Raw genomic sequence first — 17,321 nt, forward strand, 5'->3', positions numbered from 1 at the left:
TCATTCGCAGTGCTCCGGCCTTCAGGCCGGGGGGAAGCGAATCGTGGTGGCGACGCGGAGCGTCGCGGTGTCGTCCCGGCGGAGCCGGGGGGGCACGCCACGGTGACATCTCGCGCATACGGTCCCGACGGCCGGTGAGCTGTCGAGGAAGCTGATCACCGAGGCGAAGCGGACAGCCGGGCGGTCCTGGCTGGGGGAGGTCTCCGCGGTGGTGCTCCAGCAGTCCCTGCGGGACGCCGAGGCCGCCTACCGCAACTTCTTCGCCTCACTCAAGGGCGCCCGCAAGGGCCCGAGACTGGGAGCGCCCCGTTTCAAGTCGCGCAAGGATGCCCGGCAGTCGATCCGGTTCACCGCCAACGCCCGCTGGAACATCACCGACAGCGGCCGTCTGAACCTGCCGAAGATCGGGGCGGTGAAGGTGAAGTGGTCGCGCACCCTGCCCGCCACCCCGTCGTCGGTCACCGTCGTCAAGGACGCGGCGGGCAGGTTCTTCGCCTCCTTCGTCATCGACACCGACCTGGATGCCGACACGATGCGGATGCCCGCAACCGACCGCACCGTCGGCATCGATCTCGGCCTCACGCATTTCGCCGTCCTGTCCGACGGCACGAAGATCGACTCCCCGCGTTTTCTGCGGCGCGCGGAGAAGGAGCTGAGGAAGGCACAGCGGGAGCTGTCCCGCAAGCAGAAGGGATCGAAGAACCGGGCCAGGGCCCGCCTGAAGGTCGCCCGCGCCCACGCCAAGGTCGCCGACGCGCGCCGTGAGTTCCACCACCAGCTCTCCACCCGGCTGATCTCCGAGAACCAAGGGATCGCCGTGGAGGACCTGTCGGTGGCGGGACTGGGGCGTACCAGGCTGGCCAAATCCGTGCACGACGCCGGATGGTCCTCGTTCATCGGCATGCTGACGTACAAGGCGGAACGGTACGGGCGCACCCTGGTGAAGATCGGCCGGTTCGAACCGACCTCCCGGACCTGCCACGCCTGCGGCGTCGTGGACGGGCCCAAATCCCTGAACGTGCGGGAATGGACCTGCAGCGCCTGCGGCACGGTCCACGACCGGGACCACAACGCCGCGATCAATGTGAAGACGGCCGCCGGACTGGCGGTATCGGCCTGCGGAGCGCCGGTAAGACCGGAGCGATCCCGGCACAGCGTGAAGAAACAGGAAGCCACGGATTCCCGACCGGAAACCGTGCCGCGTAGCGGTCACGGCAACCGGTGGAGATGGCCAGAATCCTCGTCCCTTCAGGGCGAGGAGCATGTCAGTCCAAGTGGTCGCGCACGACATCGAGGAACGCCCTGCGGCTGGGGCGAATGTAGGCCCAGACCTTCTCGTCCTGCGGCTCCTCCGGGTCGTCGGGGCCCTTTCTGATCACGTCCTGGACGTCGTACGCCAGTCGGCGTGCCGCCTCGTTCACCTCGGACGCGCACAGCATGTGGATGGTCTTCTGCGCTACCCACATCCTGTCGATGGACTGTTTCGCCCGGGCCTGCCACTGCTCGTCGGCCAGTCGGTGGTGGTAGCGGTCCACGGCGACCCGCTCGGCTTCCTGCACCGCGGACAGGAAGTCGACCAGGTGGGCGACGCGTTCGTTGCGACGCGCCTCGGCGCGTTCACGAGAGCTGCGCCGCACTTCGGCCCGCTCCGAAGCGCGGCCCAGCGAGTACTGGGCCAGGGTCGACACGAGGCCACCGAGCACAACGCCGATGAACGGCAGGAACGTTGTCGAGGTCACGGCTCACTGTGACACTCGCACGGCAGGTGTCGAGGTTCTTCCGGATATGTCATGCGAGGCGTCCGCGCATGGTGTAGCGCTCCTGACGTGGCTACTCGGCGCCATCCGAACGACGTCGGAGCCGGTGCCCGACGGTCAGGTGCCATCGGAGTTCACCGTCGTGCCATGCGTTGGTGGGGGTGAGCCCGGCGGCGGTGGCGACGGCGGCCGACGCCCGGTGCTCGGGGTGGATGTGGGCGGCCACGGCGTCCACCGGCTGCCGAGCGAGCCAGCCGACGACTCCCCGGGCCGCTTCGGCGGCGATGCCCCTTCCCTGCCACGGCACCCCCACCACCCAGGCGACCTCGGCGACGGTTGCGTGGCCGGAGGGGCCGACCGTCGCCTGGACCGTGCCCGTCAGGCAGGGCTCGTCGCGGAGCCGGATCACCCAGTTCAGCCAGGAGACGGCCGGATCGGGAGAGCCCGCGGTGATGCGCTGGTAGCGCGAGCGCAGGGCCTGCGGGGTGTCCGGAGTACCGCCGATGAAGGTGTGCAGGGCCGGATCGGACAGCACGGCGGCCATCTCCTCGGCGTGCTCGACACGTAGCGGCAGCAGGTCCAGCCGCCCGGTGCTGATGGCCTGCGCGGCGAGGGCGCTCACGCCGCGACCGCCCCGGCCGGCCACCCGCTCGATCCGGGCGAAGTGGGGCAGCCACGCAGCCACGATCGGCATCGCCTCGTCGTCGCGGGGGTCCACGGCCATGGGCTCAGCCGATCAGAGCCCGTCGGCGAGGTCAAGTCCGGCGAGCGGGGCCGCCCACCGGCGTGCCATGGTGAGTCTCGCCGATGACCGGTTGGCGCGAAGGGGGATGGCGTGCGGCTGTCGCGGGACATCACGGGGTGGGCCTTCGTCGTGGAGGCGGAGGGCGTCCGGCACGCAGGCCTGGCGGTGGGACTGTCCGGCATCAGCCCGTTCACCACCGGCGACGGGTCCGGAGGCAGCCTGTTCGCCCGCGCCAACGGCCGGTGGGGCCTCCCGGTGCTCCTCTCGCTGAACGAACTGCCCTTCGGCCACCCCGTCGACCACAGGTGGCGTGTCACCCAGGATGATGGAGGCGTGCTGTCCGTCATCGGCCCGGACGGCGCACACGGCCCAACTCGCCACCCGTGCCCGGCATCCCCACTACCGTGACTGGGGAGCGTTCACCTACCTGCACGGCCGGAGCGAAGGAGTGGCATGACCGAGGTCCGGTTGCACGAGGTCGAGCTCCTGCCGGAGCGCACACTCGGCGGCCCGTCCGACGACGAACCGCTGCGCGGCAGGCTCACGTTCGGCTGGGACGTGCTGCCCGCCGACCACGAGGGCGTGCCGGCGGAGTGGGCGTCCTACGTCAAGGCGACGCCCGGCCGCGCTTTCCGGCAGCTGCTGATGGTGTGCTCGTTCCGTCCGGAGACACCAGCCGGCAAAGGCGCCTTCCGCCACGCATCCTTGGGAGTGGCACTGTCACACCCGACGGCGGGGAACAGCCGGTAGCGCGGCTGATCGACCCCGGGGAGCGAACCCGCCCTGTCGCCGGCTCCGGCATGGGCATGAGCTTCACCGTCCATGCCGGTGTGCTGGAGGTGGGCGTGGAGAAGCCGCCCGGTGCGGGGTCGCAGAGGGACGAGTGGATCGTCCGCGGCCACGGCTCGTCCCAGCCGGACCCCCAGTGGGAGTTCCGCCGGGTCAAGCACTATCCGCTGACCGGCGACCACCCGGTGGCCGCCCTGGTGGAGCTCGTGCCCGACCGCCTGAACAGGGCGGAGGTACTGATGGCGGCGGAGCTGGAACACCGCAGCTGGGGGATACGCCGCTATCGCGCCCGACTGACACCGTCGGTTCAGGCCATCGTGCTGGCCGGGTGAACCCGTCCCGTCCGCCGCTCAGTGACCGGCGGCGAGCACTGTCGCGAGGCCCTCTCGGAGATCGTCGACGAAGTACTCGGGAACCTCCAGCGACGGGAAGTGCCCTCCGATGTCGGGCGACCTCCAGCGGACGATGTTCCGGAACCGCTCCTGTGCCCAGGGGCGTGGAACCTTCTCGATGTCGCGGGGATACATGGTGATCGCCGACGGGACGTCGACCCGAAGGCGGGGGTCCAGCGAGTTGTGGCTCTCCCAGTAGATGCGGGCCGCCGACGCGCCGGTCCGCGTCAGCCAGTACAGCGTGACGTTGTCGAGAATGCGGTCTCTCGCAATCTTCTCGAACGGGCTGTCGTCGGTGTCTGACCACTCGGCGAACTTGTCGAGGATCCAGGCGAGAAGCCCGACCGGTGAGTCCACGAGCGAGTAGCCGATGGTCTGCGGCCGGGTCGCCTGCTGCTTCGCGTACGCCGCGCGGTGGCGCCAGAAGTCGCGGGTCTGCACGGTCCACTGGCGCTCGACCGCGGTCAGCCCCTCCGTGGTCAACCCGGGCGGAGCTTCCGCGAACGTCGTGTGAATGCCGAGAACGTGCGCCGGGAACCTGCCGCCGAGAACCGTCGTGATGTTCCCGCCCCAGTCGCCGCCGTGGGCTGCGAACGTGCTGTAGCCGAGCCTCCCCATCAGTTCCACCCAGGCGGCCGCGATCTTCTCGGTACCCCACCCGGTGGTGGCCGGCTTGTCGCTGTGACCGAAGCCCGGCAGCGACGGGGCCACGACGTGGAACGCCGGCGCGTCCGCGTCTTCCGGATCCGCCAGTTCGTCCACCACGTCGACGAACTCGGCGATGCTGCCCGGCCAGCCGTGCGTCAGGAGCAGCGGAACGGCGTCCGCGCGTGCGGACCGGCGGTGCAGGAAATGTATGCCCAGGTCATCGATGGTCGTGCGGAACTGGCCGATGCGGTCGAGGCGCTCTTCGAACGACCGCCATTCGTACCCGGTGCGCCAGTAGTCCACGACGTCGACGAGGTCGGCGAGCGGAACGCCCTGTGCCCATCGGCGAGCGCCGGGCGCGGCCCCGTGAACCGTCTCCGGCTCCGGCAGCCGCGCCGCGGCCAGCCGAGCGCGCAGATCGTCGAGATCGGCGTCCGTTGCGCGGGCTTCAAACGCTTGTACGTCGCTGGTCGGGCGGGGCATGAGGACCTCCTGGCCATCGCGGAACCGGCTACGACCTTTCACGAACCGTCTAAGCCGGTTCTAACAGCTTTCCCGGTCATGACGCAACCGGCTAAGGTGGTTCCATGCGTGCCGGCTTTCCTGACTTCCGCCTCGGCAAGGTGCTGGCGACCAGCTTCACGGGGACGTTGTCGGAGCGTCATGGCGAGGCCGTGGAGCGCATTCCCACGCCGCAGCGACTCATCGACTGGCTGGCGGTGAACGGCCTCGCCGTCGAGTCCTGCACCCCTGCCCAGCTCGACCGCGCTCGGGAACTGAGGGAGTCGATCCACGCCGCCGCGACAGCGGCCGCGACGCAGAACGCCCTCCCCGCGCCTGCCGTCCACGTCATCAACGACTGCAGCGTTCAGGGCCGGGCCGCGGCGATCCTGACCCCCGAGGGCGAGCGGCGATGGCGGCTCGGCTCGGCTTCAAGCGTGGAAGACGCCCTCAGCGTGATCGCCGCCGACGCGGTCAGCATCATTGCGGGCGAGCGCGACGGAAAACTGGCCCTCTGCGCATCACCGACCTGCCGAGCCGCCTTCTTCGACACCAGCCAGAGCCGCACGCGCAGATGGTGCGACATGAACACGTGCGGGAATCGCCAGAAGAAGGCACGCTTCCAGGCCAGCCGGCGCAAGAAGCTCGGAACGGCGGACTGACGGCCTCGACCGAACCGGCCTACGGGCTTCACCGACACCGTTCGGGGAGGGGCGCCATTTCGCCCCGACGGACCTTCAGCCGTCGGCGCGGCCTCGTCGCGGTCGTCGGGAGACAGTCCCAGTCGGCGGTGACGCTATACGCTGCGGGTCTGTGACCGGAATCGATCTTGCCAACGGGATAGTCGGGGCCGTCCTCGGCATCATCTTCGCCACACTGTTCCAACAGCCGCTCCAGGACGCCTGGTTCACGATCCGGCGCCGATCTGCCACCACCGTGCGCAGTCTGACGTATCGCTCGGGCGGCGCCCCGCTCTCCTCGTGGTCGACCTTCTCGATCGGGCCGCTCCACACGTCGGCGCTCGTCGTCGAGGGCGACGGCGAGCAGGCCATCGCGCCGGAGTCGGTCCGGGTCCAGGTACTGGAGGGGGAGGTGGTCCTCCCTGAGGAGATGGCGCCGTGGCGGGCGGAGATCGAAGAGGCGGAACAGCGGGCCGAGACCTCCGGCACCCGGGTGCGCATCTGGAACGGCCCCCGCTATGCCGTCGAGGGCCTGGAGATCTCCCGCACCACGCTCGAGGAGCACGCCGACGTCCGACTGCGGCTGCGTCCCACCGACTACTTCACCTTCCTCGCAGCGCAGCAGCTCGACCGCAGGCTTCCCGACGGGACCACCCCGAGGGAGCGCTACCTCGACCCCGACCGGCCCTTGGACGCCCCCGCCTTCCTGCAGTGCAGCTTCGGCGTGAACGTGGCGGTGGTCACCGCCGACCACCTGCTCGTCGTCAGCCGACGAGCCGACCATGTGCGCTCAGGGCCCGGCCTATGGGGTTCCTCGGTGAACGAGGGGCTCTCCCGGCACATCGACTCGGCGGGCCGCAACGCGCCCGACCTCCACGACGTCGCGCGGCGCGGCATGCGCGAGGAACTCTCCCTTGAGCCGCACGAGTACACGCTCACGATGCTGGCCTTCGTCCTGGATGTCGACCGGCGTCAGTGGAGCGCCCACTTCACCGCGCACCTCACCGGTCTGACCGGCGACGTCCTACGCTCCCGCATCTCACGCGGCGTTGCCGACCGGTGGGAGCACCAGAGCATCGAGTACGTGCCGTTCCGCCCGGCGGACGTGGTTCGCCACCTCCTGCGCCCGGACCGCGTCCGTCGCTGGGCCCCGGTCGCCCCGGCCCTGTTCCACCTGGCCCTGGTGCACACCCACGGCCGCAGCGCTGTGGAACGCGCCGAGGCCCAGGCCGTCCGGCGTCTGCGCTGAGCGGCCGCGTCCGGGCCGCAGGCTTGTCTCGGTGAGCCGTTCGGCGGCGCCTACTACCAGGCCAAGGACAGGCTGCGCTGACCCGATGCCGGCGGCGGCTGTTGGCGACGCGGCGGCGGGGGCTTTTCGCTCCGGGCCTCGGTTGTCGGCACGAGGCGCGCCATCCGGAACCGGGAGCCGTACGAGGGCGTTTCGTCCCCGGCCTGGACCGAATCCCTGTGCGCCTCGCACGCCACCCTCGCCGACACCCCTGGCCCGGCTTGCGGTACGCCTGCTGGACGGGCCGCGAGTCGCGCGACGGGGTGCCCTGCACTCCGCGGCTCATGCCGGCAGGCCCCGGGGTGAAGCTCATGGGCGCGGCACAATGCCTGCCCCCTGACCTTCGGGCTGCTAGGGCAGGTCGCGACGGACCAACGCCTGAGCGAACGGTTCTCCGCTGGCCCGGGCGTAGGCCATGCGCTCGCGCACCTCGCCGAGGGTGCGAGGGCGGTAACCGGGGCCGCCGCAGCAGCTCTTGTGGAAGCGCACACCGGCGTGCAGCAGCACGGAGAGGATGCGCCAGGCGGCGGTGTCCCGCCTCTTGGGTGCCGCGAAGGCGGAGCCGACGTGAATCAGCGGCCCGGCGCAGCGTGAACAGACCCGGTCGTGGTCGTGGTAACCGGGGTAGGGCTGCTTGTACGAGGCCCGGCAGGGCAGGCAGACGTACGAGGTCTTTCCATGGGCCATGCGGCAAGGGTAGAGCCGCCGCGGGGCCGGGCTCGACGGATTATCGGCGTACTGCGCGGGCTCTTCATCGGTGGTGGGGCCGCGTGTGGCCTGACGAGCGCTTCCCTGAAGCCCCGATACCGGGGCTAGGGACAACGGCCGTTGTGGCTGCTGTACTTCCGTGCTGTACCGGGCGCAGCAGCTACCCCGCTCGTTCAAGGATCAAGTCACTGCGGATGGGCTTGGCTCGCCATATGGCTGCCAGCTGGGGATAGGACTCGATGAGGCGGCGGATCCTTCCGAGCGCCACAGCCCTGGGGGAGCCGATCTCGTCGAAGTCGACCCCGGTGTCTTGATGGCCGAGGCTGTCGAGATCAGCCCAGGCCGGGTCCTCTCCGAAGATGAGCTGTAGCTCTACCTGCCAGTGCTCGGGCTGCCCATAGGGATCGTCACGCTGACCCACCTCGGTGACGGCAAGCTGCCGCCCGAAGGACAGCGCGGGCTGATCGTCGTTCCAGTCCCACCTTCCCCACTGGACGATGAAGCCGTCACCGTCGTTCTCGGGCCTCTCGATCCCTTCGATCTCGATCTGGAGAAACTCTCCGAAGGCATCCCATGCAGCTTGGACATCGCGTACAGCGACGGGCTCGACTCCATGCTGCCTCAAGATCCGCGCGAACGTGTGGACGCTTGACCGCCAAGGGATAGGCACGCGGGATGCTATCGCGATCAACGGTTCACCGAACGGGCCGACTCGGGAAGGGCTTGGGAGGCTGCGATCACGCGAGGCTGAATCAGGCGCTGCCCTGCGTAGACGGCTGACCTGCACTCTCACAGGTGCCGTCGGCTTTCACCGTGATCCCCTGCTCGGTCTGGAGTGGTAGTGGTGCTGAGCTTCGACGTCCAGGAAGTGATCAGCTGCCCACACTCCCTTCCTGGGCGTCGTCCGGGATGCCCGGCTGCTAGCGTCCGGCACCATGTGGGCCCAAGAGATCGTGACCGGCCGGCCGGCTTGGCGGCACACCCCTTCCGGAGTGGTCTTCCGGGCCGTCCCCGGTGGGACGTTCCTGATGGGCCTGTCCGACGCGGAACTGGACGCGGTTCGTGCCATAGAGCGATCCAACGGCGCCGATGAAGACCTCGAATCGTTCTTCGCCGGTGCCGTCCAGGCCCGGCCGGTACGAGAAGTGCGGGTCGAGCCCTTCTTGATCGCCCGACATCCTCTTACGGTGGCGCAAGCACGGCACTGGCTGCCCGAGTACGAGGACAGCTTCGCCGAATCAGATTCAATCACCGCCCGCTTCGAGGACGACTTGGACGACCTGCTTGAGGCGTTGCCCTTCCGGCTGCCCAGCGAGGCGGAGTGGGAGTACGCGGCCCGGGCAGGCACGACCACTCTGACCTTCCGCGGGGACGAGAGGCCGGACGAGGATCAAGTGCTCGACGACTTCGCCGACGAGGAGCGCACTGCAGCGGCTGAAAACGCCTTCGGACTGGTGGCCATGGGCTCGGCGAACGAGATCTGCGCTGATGTGTGGATCCCGCATTTCACGGACGCGCCGACGGACGCACGCCCCCGCACCGGCGACGGACTGCGGGTGGTGCGTGGAGGTGGCGGCGACCTCTCTCCGTGGCAGGGCTGCGACGAGTGGCTGCTGTTGCTCTCTGCCACCCGCGACGAGTTCCAAGACTTCACCGCGGTCCGCCCGGTTGCACCAGTGCCAACCAGTTAGGAGCAGGACCTGGATTCAGCAGGGCCAACTCCGAGAATTGCTGGAGGTGGCCCCTTACTGAACTGGTGCCCCCGGCAGGGTTCGAACCTGCGACACCCGCTTTAGCAGAGAGGGCGGAGTCTCCTGCCGGTGGCCTGCGGCTTCGATACCCAAGGCATCCGGCAGTGGCTCGTCTGCGGGTCACCCTTGTTGACCGGGGCTGACCCCTGCATCTCGCACGGTTGTGGCACGTCGTCGTCCTTGTATCTCAGCCGACGACAATCAGAACTCGCGCACCCTCAGCCCCCATGCAGTCAGCGTCCGCAGCCGACCGGCCCGCGAACAGAGCGCGAACCAGACGAGGCCGCTGAGATGCCATCCGTCCAATGAGGCAAAAGTCGGCGCGGCAGGTGCAACCAGCAACCCACCATCGAACCAGCCCGCGGCCGAGACACGATGAAGCCCCGACCGTGCTCTGCGGTCGGGGCTCGTCACACCTTTAGGTGTCGGAGTGCGTCAAGGCCCTCGCCGGATCTGCTCTCGTGATCCGTGTCAGTGGCCGATGAGCCTGTGAAGCGCTGGAGTGCTGGCCACTCCCGCCGTCAGGCCGGCCAACACCGCTCCGGCCGCGTTGCCAGCGCTGAGGTAGGTCAGCACTCCTGCGGCGGAAGCGATCAACGCAGCGACCACAAAGACCAGGGCGGCATGCCCCGTCAGGAGGGGTCCAGTCTCGTCAACTGGCAGCTGCTGACCCTCCGCAGGGGTTAAACCACCCCGTTCCGACAGAAAGATCTTTACCACGGTGTTTGCTACGCTCCGCATGGAGCCTCCTTTTCCTAGGTGGGGTTTCACTGATCAGCGAGGTGATGACTCGCTGGTCGACCGGCCGGGCGGGTGATGACCGCTCGGCCGGGCGCGTTCTGGACGGTACAGACTTTCCGGCAAACGAAACCTCAGGGTTGCAATTCGCGGGGTCGGTACCGCGCGCAGGGCTTGGAACCTAACTGAGCGATGCCAATGAGACACAACATTTGCGGCTAGATCCGGAAGTGCAGGGGGAGCTCTCTCCGGCCGACCTCGTACCCTTGGTCAGGGGTATTACCGCCGACGCGGCAGGATCTGACCTGCCGACATGCACCCGTGCATACATGCTCGAGAGCATGTCGATCACCTTTCAAGTTGACCGGAAGTCTGCGAAGCGTCCTTCTGGTCACCCTCGCCGACTACGGGCACCTGGCGGAAGCAGCTGATGTCCCAAGATGAATGTTGGGAAAACCAGGGTCCCCAGCCCCGGCAGCCTGCGCCACGACCTGCGGGGAAGCTTCCGGGTTGCTTCTCGATCACCAATATCGCTTCTCCAGCGCTCCTGCCCGCCGAGCCTTGACAAGCTGGACGCTTCAAGCCCGGCCGTTTGCTTTCCTGGAACCTACTGGACAGGTAGGTATGAGACACGAAGTTAACGGCAAGATCCGGCTGGCCTGTGAGGCGCAGACCAGGTGGGCCAGACTCCGGCCGAGGCGACTCTTATAACTTGCTTGGCCAGCACTTTTGTATGAAGTCGCGCGCAAGCTACCTGCACGGTTTCCCGTAGGCAAGCGACAAACTATGTTCAGGCGACGACCCATTCAACAGGGCATCCTTTCCGGCAGATCGGATAACTCGGGCAAACTGAAACTGAGATGGTCGTAAACGGCCGGAACTCGTCGGAAGAACTGCCGGCTCGTGCGGTTGCAGGACAACCCTCCATGAGCCTGCGAGGTCTGACCAGGAAGGCCCTCTTCCTATACATAGGGTCAGGAGTTCCGCTTTTCGTCGTGACCTGCGGAAACTGGGCTACCCGACATCGGAGAATTTTCGACGGAGAGGCTAGCCGGACTCCCGGGCGTACGCGCGAACGGCCCCACACCCAGAGAGGGCGCGGGGCGCTATGTGTGTCGCCTCCTTCCCGTCCTGCCAACCGCTACCGGTTCCTCGGTACTCGGAGACCGGGATGGGCTGCACACTTTCGCGCATCCTTGTGCGGTAGAGCAGGCCGTCTGGTGGCCTTCGCCCGTATGGAGACGTCGTCGCGGATCGGCGCGGGGCCATGATCCGGGGCGGTGGGGTGGGGGTCTCCGGCTCCTCGGGAGAGGACCCCGAGCGGACGTAGTGGCACGCGTGTGGCACGACCTCGGATACATACAAAGAAGGGCCAGCCTGGGAGGGAACCCCTCCTAAGCTGGCCCTCTTCTCCGTGCCCACGGCAGGATTCAAACCTGCGACACCCGCTTTTGAGTTCGATTGCAGCTCAGTGCGACCTGCCGGCAGGGAGCCGCTGACCGCTTGTGGATCCGGCGCCAACCGTCGCTGTGTGCCACCGTTCGCCGACGTTGATGTCAGTTGGTGATGTCAGGCCGACAGACGACCCTACCGTGATCTGTTGGTCCACCGTCATACTTGCCTCTATGGGGGACAACAGTTGGTGGGTTGGCGTGCTCACTGCGCTTACTGCCATCGGGGCCAGTTGGGTCACCAGCCGGGGAAACACGTCTTCAGCACGAATTGAAGCTGAAGTCAACGCGCACGCTAGCCATGTTGCGAAAGTGCGTGACGAAAGGCGGCGAGCGTACAGCGAGATGAGCGCGAGCGCCCATGCGTTAGCTGAAGTGTTCTGGCGTATGGTGGAAGTGGACCGATCTGTGGACAATTCGCGGAAAGCGGAAATCATAAACGAGATGCAGATTGCATCCAGGAAGGCGTTGGGCGGGGTTACCAAAGCGAGTACAGAAGTGTACCTTCAAGGACCCGAACCAGTGGCCAAAGAGGCGCGAGCTCTCCAGCAAGCTGCAGTTGCATCTTTTTGGAAGCTCGGAGAAATCGGTGACGCGCGTGGTGATCAGCGAAACCAATACACCCTCGCCTACCAGGCTTTCCGAGCCCAGCATCATCGGTTTATCGATGTTGCCCGTGCAGGGTTGGAGGTCACGTAGAAGCGTAGGGTACTGGCATCTCTACGTCTCTCACTCAAGAGTCCCGTCAGTTGGCTACGGGTGGTGCAAGCACGGTTTTAGGAGAGAGGCTGGGGCAATGGGTCGGTGACCTGCCGCTTCGTGGACCGAGCTGGCGGGCACGGACGCACCCGCCAGTCACCCATGTTGACCGCTGCTGACTCCTGCATCTGGCACGGCTGTGGCACGGCGGTCTGTTCGGATCGAAGTAACTCAGTTGAGGCTTTGGGGTGATGACATCCAGGCGAAGGCGTCGGCTGTTCGGGTAGCCAGCGATCCACGCTGCCAGGAATCGGTTATGTCGGTCCAGCGGCCGAGTCGGGCGCTGCGCGCGCCGTGTTCTGCTGCTTGGTCATAGTAGAGAGTGAACCTGTAGACCCTGCCTTCCTCGGAAATCACCTGGCCGTCCTCGTGATCGGGGCCCTCCTGCAAGAGGTCAACGACGATCGTGCGGTCCGGATCAAGCCGCTGAGCCTTCAGAAGCTCCCGCAACCGGATCCACAGGTCGTAGTCGCTGGTCCGCAGGAGACCGGTGTACTGAACGACGATGCTTGACACCATGACCTCATGATCGATCCGGAAAGCGGCGAAGGGAAACCGGCCGCTGAGAAGCTGGCGGTAGCCATCAGCTTGGGAAGCTTGAATCATCTGTGGCTGGTTGCCGGACTGACCTGCGGCGGAGCGGCTATGGGGACTGGTCGGCGACCTGCTCCCGCCATTCCCCGTGGTTCCCCGCAGGATTTGGCACGGTTCTGGCACGGTGGGGCCTCGGTCGGGTGCGGCCTCGCGGTCACCGACCATGCGCTTAGAAGATGCGGGCACACCGCAGCTGGCGGGACCAGCGGGTTCAAGGGGGTTCCGTGACAGGCCGTCGGGTGTTGTCGCCGTTCGCGCTCGTTGCCGTCTGCGTTGCGTAACTCACGCCGATGGCTGACCGCACTCGGGTAGCCCGATAGGCCCTAGATGGGATGTGTGAATGCGCGAGGCAACGTCTATTCGTAGATGTCGGCGTTGGATTTGAGCAAAATAGCACCCGACACCGGGCAGACATCGGAGTCGCTGCGTAGGTCGGCCGACACGTCCGTATCCCGGAGAGCGCACTGAACGCCTTTATCGACGCCCATACGGTGCAGCCGATCGACCACCGGCGTAGCTCCCTGCGGAGGGCTGCCTGATGGCCAACAAGAAGGGAAGATGACGGGACTTCGGCTCGGTCCGGCAGCTTCCGTCGGGCCGTTGGCAGGTCCGCTACCGGGACCCGGAGACGGGACAACTGCGCCCGGCGGAGAAGACCTACCCGACCAGACAGACGCCCAAGTCGCGCTGACACACATCGAGTCGGACATCACGCGGGGGCAGTGGTCGGACCCGGACGCCAGGGCAGTGAACTTCCAGGAGTAGGCCACCGCGTGGCTGCGGGACCGGAAGCTCGCTGACCGGACCCGTGAGCGGAACGAGTCGGTGATGCGGCTGCACATCCTGCCCACCTTCGGAGCCGGGAGCGTGGCCGACGTGACAACGGCCCGGGTGCGTAGCTGGCGCGGCAAACTCCTCGCTGCCGGCATCGGGGAGCCGACGGTGGTCAAGGCGTACCAACTGCTGCGCGCTCTGATGAACACCGCCGTGGACGATGAGCTGATCCGCCGCAACCCGTGCCGCATGAAAGGTGCGGACCGCTACGACGTGCCCGAACGGCCTGTTCTCACGGTGGCAGAGGTCTTCACCGTGGCCGACTCGATGGCGCCGCGCTATCGGCTGCTCGTGCTCTTGGCGGCCTTCACCACTCTGCGGTTCGGGGAGCTGGCGGCCCTGCGGCGTCGGGACATCGACCTGGAGGCGCTGACCGTCACCGTGCGCCGTGCCCAGGCCGAGTTGCAGGACGGTCGGCTCTTCGACAAGGCGCCGAAGTCCGCGGCCGGGGTGCGCTCCGTTGCCCTTCCCGGCCGAACTCCTCGACGCGGTCACGCACCACCTGGAGCACTTCGCCGCTCCCGGCCGTGACGGGCACGTCTTCGTCGGGCCGCAGGGTGGGCAGTTGAGGCGCAGCAACTTCCGCGACGACTGGGTCAAGGCCCGGAAGGCAGCTGGCGTCACGGCCGAACTGCACTTTCACGACCTACGGCACACGGGCAACGCGCTCGCCTCCACGGCCGGGGCCAGCACGCGGGAGCTGATGACGCGGATGGGGCACAGTAGCTCCCGAGCCGCGCTGATCTATCAGCACATGACCAGCGACCGGGATAGGGCCATCGCGGACCGCCTTGGGGCCATGATCCGGGGTGGTGGGGGAGCGACCTCCGACGCCTCCGGCGAGGACCCTGCAGGCCCGTAGTGGCCCGCCCTGAAACGCCGAAGGGCCAGCCCGGGAGGAAACCCCTCCTGGGCTGGTCCTTCTCTCTATGTCCCGGCCGGATTCGAACCTGCGTGGCATCGAAGCCACGGGTCGCCTGTTTCCTCCGATTCGCCCGCGATGGCGGTACGGACATGGCAGCCTATGAGCGGCAATGAAAGGACCGGAGATGCCCATTCTCTTCTTCGCCGCCGCTGGTGCCCTCTTTGCAGGCGGAATTGCAGGTGGAGCCGGCGGAGGGTGGTACCTGTGGAGGCGTGGTCAGCAGGAAGCGGCCAAGCGGCTGCAGCATCAGGACGCCGAGGCCGCGAAGCAGGCGCTTAGGGATGCCACTGACCTTGCTGACCTGCGTAGCAAGGCGCAAGAGGCCGGCTTGAACCCGGATGAGGTCGTTGCCGGATACGAGACGTTGCGAGACTCACAGTTGTCTCCTGAGGACGTGCTCCAGGGGCTGAGCCGGGCTGCCATCACCGGTTGAACAACTTCGCCTCGTCGTACGATCTTCCGCATTTCGCGGTGTTCGTGAGCGGCGGTCACTCACGCAGCGATCATGCTCATCTGGGCCCGGCTTGTCGGCTGCGGATGCTTCCGACTCATTGGTGCGTACTGGCACGCTTGTGGCACGACCCCTGACATGACGAGGGGCCAGCCTGGGAGGAAACCCCTCCTGAGCTGGCCCTTCTGGCTGTGCCCCCGGCAGGATTCGAACCTGCGACACCCGCTTTAGGAGAGCGGTGCTCTATCCCCTGAGCTACGAAGGCAGTGGCATCGGACGCAAGCAGCGTCACGCCTGTGGTCTGGGAGGACCACAGGCGTCAGCGTACCGGATGCCGGTCGGGCGGGTGTGGGGGTCACGTCAGAGGGGTGGGCCGGGACGGTGGGGGTTCAGGACGGCGGGACGTGCGTGAAGCGTGCTGCCGTGTGGAAGTCCGTCTGGATGCGCGTCGCCGTCACCGTCAGTTCCGGGAGGAGGTCCGTCACGCACTCCCCCGGGGTGCGGCGGCTGGCGTGGAGTGCTGTGTTCAGGGCCGCCACCACCCGGCCCGACCGGTCGCGGATCGGGACCGCGATCGAGCGGAGGCCTTCTTCCAGCTCCTCGTCCACCAGGGCGTATCCCTGGGAGCGGACCGAGGCCAGGGCCGCGTCGTCACGGGTGTCCGCCAGCAGGACCCTGCCCAGTGCCGTCGCGTAGGCCGGCAAGCGCGTGCCCACCGTGATGTGCACGCTCATCACCCGGGCCGTGGTCACCCGGGCCGTGAACTGGATCTCCTTGCCGGAGTCCGACAGCACCGCCAGTGACGTCGACTCGTGGATGCGGGACGTCAGGTCGGCCAGGTGGGGCTGGGCGATCTCGGACAGGTTGGTGCGGGACAGGGGCGGGAAGCCGAGGGAGAGGACTCGCGGCGTCGGGGTGAAGGTGCGGCCGGCCGGGGCCACCAGGCCCAGGTGTTCGTAGGTGATCAGGGCCCGGCGGGCCGTCGCCCGGGCCAGGCCCGTCGCCCGGGCCACCTCCGTCAGGGTCAGCTCCTCCCTGCCCTCGCCGAAGGCCGTGAGGACGGTCAGTCCCCGGGCCAGGGATTCGATGAACTCGCGGCCCAGTTGCTGCTTGGAGGCGCCCGTCCAGAGCGCCAGGTCCGCGGGAGGCGGGCCGGGCTCGGGGGGCGGGGTGTCGCGCAGTTCGCGTTCCATCGCCTCGACCGTGGACCGCAGCCTCGGGAGGAGGGCCGTGCGCAGGTCGTGCGCGGTGTGGCGGCTCGTGTGACTGACCACGCTCGCCACGCTCGCGATCCGTCCGTCCGCTCCCGGGGTGCGGATCGGTACCGAGATCGCCACCAGACCCGGCTCGATCAACTGGTCGTCGAGGGACCAGCCGTTGGCGGACGCCTCTTCCGTGCGGCGGACGAAGGCGTCATCGTCCCGCGCGTCCGGTCTGTGGGTCCGTGGCGGTACGGCCGTGAAGGACAGGTCCCTCGGGTCCGCCGCCCTGCGGTCACGCCAGCGCTGCCAGTCCGCAGCCGTCCACTCCGTCGCGAACAGCGGTCCGGGGGCGGTGCGTTCGGCCGGGAGCAGGTCGCCGATGCGGAAGCTGAGGGACATCGCGCGGCGGCGGGTCGCCTGGTGGATGAAGCGGATGCCGTCCTGGTCGGTGACCGCGAGGGAGACCGACTCGTCCAGTTCGTCTGCCAGGGCGTCCGCGTGCGGCGAGAGCAGAGCGGGGAGGCGCAGGGCCGACAGGTAGGCGTTGCCCAGTTCCATCAGGCGGGGGGACAGGTGGACGTCCCGGCCGTCGAAGCGGACGTAACCCATGCGGGCGAGGGTGGCCGTGATGCGGTCGACCGTGGAGCGGGCGAGGCCGGTGGCGCGTTCCAGGCCGCTCAGGCTCAGTGTGCCGTTCGCCTCCGTCAGCTCCCGCAGCACCGCGATGCCCCGGATGAGGGGAGCGACCGCCTCCGCGGGGACGTTCCCGTCGGTACCAGTACCAGTACCAGTAATCGTCTCGGGCATGGGCTTCGCTGGCATCGGTTCTCCGGTACGGCGGCCGCTACGACCATGACAGCCGGTCGGCCGCGACGACCGCGACGGTCGCGGTCACGCCCACCGTAATCCGGAAAGCGCGGCCGGGTGGCCGGGGGCCGGTGGCCGAGGGCGAGGGCCTGGGGCCAAGGGCCGGGCGGTGACCGTCCCCACAACCTCGCGCGTGCCGCGGCCGCCCCCCATCGGCACCAGCGCCCCCACCCCCCTACCCCCTCGTCACCCGCAACCCATACCCCTCCTCCACACCGACCCCCGCCGCCCCCGCCAAGCC

General features: G+C 67.9%; 15 protein-coding genes, 1 tRNA gene and 3 pseudogenes. 11 read left to right on the top strand and 8 right to left on the bottom strand.

All coding sequences use genetic code 11. The annotated features are described in order from the left end of the window. Nucleotides 1-127 precede the first annotated feature (127 nt). Nucleotides 128-1,206 (top strand): annotated as a pseudogene (locus tag OO68_RS44580) (RNA-guided endonuclease InsQ/TnpB family protein); the annotation flags it as partial. A 59-nt stretch (nt 1,207-1,265) separates the two neighbouring features. Here OO68_RS44580 and OO68_RS46415 read toward each other — a convergent pair. Both OO68_RS46415 and OO68_RS33125 read right to left on the bottom strand, forming a co-directional pair. Beyond that, the gene (locus tag OO68_RS46415; RefSeq protein WP_051814896.1) at nt 1,266-1,739 is read right to left on the bottom strand and encodes a hypothetical protein; all 474 of its coding nucleotides are present in this window, start codon (nt 1,737-1,739) and stop codon (nt 1,266-1,268) included. 91 nt (nt 1,740-1,830) lie between these two features. After that, nucleotides 1,831-2,379 (bottom strand): GNAT family N-acetyltransferase, encoded by a 549-nt coding sequence (locus OO68_RS33125; protein WP_033312927.1) that lies wholly within the window; start codon nt 2,377-2,379, stop codon nt 1,831-1,833. A 213-nt stretch (nt 2,380-2,592) separates the two neighbouring features. Between OO68_RS33125 and OO68_RS33130 the strand changes: the two genes are divergently transcribed. The 3 genes from OO68_RS33130 to OO68_RS47900 are packed head-to-tail and all read left to right on the top strand — an operon-like array spanning nt 2,593 to nt 3,623. Further along, on the top strand, nt 2,593-2,910 hold the full coding sequence (locus OO68_RS33130; RefSeq protein WP_033312902.1) for a hypothetical protein: 318 nt from the start codon (nt 2,593-2,595) through the stop codon (nt 2,908-2,910). 45 nt (nt 2,911-2,955) lie between these two features. Further along, nucleotides 2,956-3,252, top strand: a complete 297-nt coding sequence (locus OO68_RS47895; protein WP_245237259.1) for a hypothetical protein — start codon at nt 2,956-2,958, stop codon at nt 3,250-3,252. Between the two features lie 56 nt (nt 3,253-3,308). Beyond that, on the top strand, nt 3,309-3,623 hold the full coding sequence (locus tag OO68_RS47900; RefSeq protein ID WP_245237261.1) for a hypothetical protein: 315 nt from the start codon (nt 3,309-3,311) through the stop codon (nt 3,621-3,623). Between the two features lie 18 nt (nt 3,624-3,641). Here OO68_RS47900 and OO68_RS33140 read toward each other — a convergent pair whose 3' ends face one another. Further along, nucleotides 3,642-4,814: an epoxide hydrolase family protein gene (locus tag OO68_RS33140; RefSeq protein WP_033312903.1), complete on the bottom strand. Its 1,173-nt coding sequence runs from the start codon at nt 4,812-4,814 to the stop codon at nt 3,642-3,644. Nucleotides 4,815-4,918: 104 nt separating this feature from the next. Here OO68_RS33140 and OO68_RS33145 point away from each other — a divergent pair, with 104 nt between their 5' ends. Together OO68_RS33145 and OO68_RS33150 are read left to right on the top strand one after the other, a co-directional pair. Beyond that, a complete protein-coding gene (locus OO68_RS33145; protein WP_033312904.1) occupies nt 4,919-5,494 on the top strand; it encodes a CGNR zinc finger domain-containing protein in 576 nt (191 codons plus the stop codon). Nucleotides 5,495-5,645: 151 nt separating this feature from the next. Next, nucleotides 5,646-6,761 carry a hypothetical protein gene (locus OO68_RS33150; protein ID WP_033312905.1) on the top strand — a complete coding sequence of 372 codons (1,116 nt, stop codon included), beginning with the start codon at nt 5,646-5,648 and terminating at the stop codon, nt 6,759-6,761. Nucleotides 6,762-7,151: 390 nt separating this feature from the next. Here OO68_RS33150 and OO68_RS33155 read toward each other — a convergent pair whose 3' ends face one another. Then, nucleotides 7,152-7,487, bottom strand: a complete 336-nt coding sequence (locus OO68_RS33155) for a hypothetical protein (protein WP_033312906.1) — start codon at nt 7,485-7,487, stop codon at nt 7,152-7,154. Nucleotides 7,488-7,668: 181 nt separating this feature from the next. After that, complete coding sequence (locus OO68_RS33160; RefSeq protein WP_157852776.1) at nt 7,669-8,199, bottom strand: hypothetical protein; 531 nt, start codon at nt 8,197-8,199, stop codon at nt 7,669-7,671. Nucleotides 8,200-8,536: 337 nt separating this feature from the next. Between OO68_RS33160 and OO68_RS33165 the strand changes: the two genes are divergently transcribed. Together OO68_RS33165 and OO68_RS46420 are read left to right on the top strand one after the other, a co-directional pair. After that, nucleotides 8,537-9,199 (top strand): formylglycine-generating enzyme family protein, encoded by a 663-nt coding sequence (locus OO68_RS33165; protein ID WP_209442647.1) that lies wholly within the window; start codon nt 8,537-8,539, stop codon nt 9,197-9,199. Nucleotides 9,200-11,622: 2,423 nt separating this feature from the next. Continuing rightward, on the top strand, nt 11,623-12,147 hold the full coding sequence (locus OO68_RS46420; RefSeq protein ID WP_157852777.1) for a hypothetical protein: 525 nt from the start codon (nt 11,623-11,625) through the stop codon (nt 12,145-12,147). 231 nt (nt 12,148-12,378) lie between these two features. On the opposite strand, the gene OO68_RS33180 is transcribed toward OO68_RS46420, so the two are convergent. Further along, the gene (locus tag OO68_RS33180; RefSeq protein WP_033312910.1) at nt 12,379-12,813 is read right to left on the bottom strand and encodes a hypothetical protein; all 435 of its coding nucleotides are present in this window, start codon (nt 12,811-12,813) and stop codon (nt 12,379-12,381) included. A 419-nt stretch (nt 12,814-13,232) separates the two neighbouring features. On the opposite strand from OO68_RS33180, the pseudogene OO68_RS47905 reads away from it, so the two are divergent. The 3 genes and pseudogenes from OO68_RS47905 to OO68_RS33190 all read left to right on the top strand — a co-directional run. Continuing rightward, nucleotides 13,233-13,340: pseudogene (locus tag OO68_RS47905) on the top strand (DNA-binding protein); the annotation flags it as partial. Continuing rightward, nucleotides 13,340-14,497: pseudogene (locus OO68_RS48820) on the top strand (tyrosine-type recombinase/integrase). The pseudogenes OO68_RS47905 and OO68_RS48820, both read left to right, overlap by 1 nt. 187 nt (nt 14,498-14,684) lie before the next feature. Then, nucleotides 14,685-14,993 carry a hypothetical protein gene (locus OO68_RS33190; protein ID WP_033312911.1) on the top strand — a complete coding sequence of 103 codons (309 nt, stop codon included), beginning with the start codon at nt 14,685-14,687 and terminating at the stop codon, nt 14,991-14,993. 210 nt (nt 14,994-15,203) lie between these two features. Here the strand turns inward: OO68_RS33190 and OO68_RS33195 are convergent. Beyond that, a tRNA-Arg gene (locus OO68_RS33195) sits at nt 15,204-15,276 on the bottom strand. 124 nt (nt 15,277-15,400) lie between these two features. Next, a complete protein-coding gene (locus OO68_RS33200; RefSeq protein ID WP_033312912.1) occupies nt 15,401-17,035 on the bottom strand; it encodes an IclR family transcriptional regulator domain-containing protein in 1,635 nt (544 codons plus the stop codon). Between the last annotated feature and the right edge of the window lie 286 nt (nt 17,036-17,321).

It is taken from the genome of Streptomyces iakyrus (genome assembly GCF_000717055.1).
GTDB classification, from domain to species: Bacteria; Actinomycetota; Actinomycetes; order Streptomycetales; family Streptomycetaceae; genus Streptomyces; species Streptomyces iakyrus.

Bases quoted from the DNA above. Each gene is read 5' to 3' on its own strand.
- OO68_RS33140 (WP_033312903.1), bottom strand. From the start codon at position 4,814: ATGCCCCGCCCGACCAGCGACGTACAAGCGTTTGAAGCCCGCGCAACG.
- OO68_RS33180 (WP_033312910.1), bottom strand. From the start codon at position 12,813: ATGATTCAAGCTTCCCAAGCTGATGGCTACCGCCAGCTTCTCAGCGGC.
- OO68_RS33190 (WP_033312911.1), top strand. From the start codon at position 14,685: ATGCCCATTCTCTTCTTCGCCGCCGCTGGTGCCCTCTTTGCAGGCGGA.
- OO68_RS33155 (WP_033312906.1), bottom strand. From the start codon at position 7,487: ATGGCCCATGGAAAGACCTCGTACGTCTGCCTGCCCTGCCGGGCCTCG.
- OO68_RS47895 (WP_245237259.1), top strand. From the start codon at position 2,956: ATGACCGAGGTCCGGTTGCACGAGGTCGAGCTCCTGCCGGAGCGCACA.
- OO68_RS33200 (WP_033312912.1), bottom strand. From the start codon at position 17,035: ATGCCAGCGAAGCCCATGCCCGAGACGATTACTGGTACTGGTACTGGT.
- OO68_RS33145 (WP_033312904.1), top strand. From the start codon at position 4,919: ATGCGTGCCGGCTTTCCTGACTTCCGCCTCGGCAAGGTGCTGGCGACC.
- OO68_RS47900 (WP_245237261.1), top strand. From the start codon at position 3,309: ATGAGCTTCACCGTCCATGCCGGTGTGCTGGAGGTGGGCGTGGAGAAG.
- OO68_RS33165 (WP_209442647.1), top strand. From the start codon at position 8,537: ATGGGCCTGTCCGACGCGGAACTGGACGCGGTTCGTGCCATAGAGCGA.
- OO68_RS46420 (WP_157852777.1), top strand. From the start codon at position 11,623: ATGGGGGACAACAGTTGGTGGGTTGGCGTGCTCACTGCGCTTACTGCC.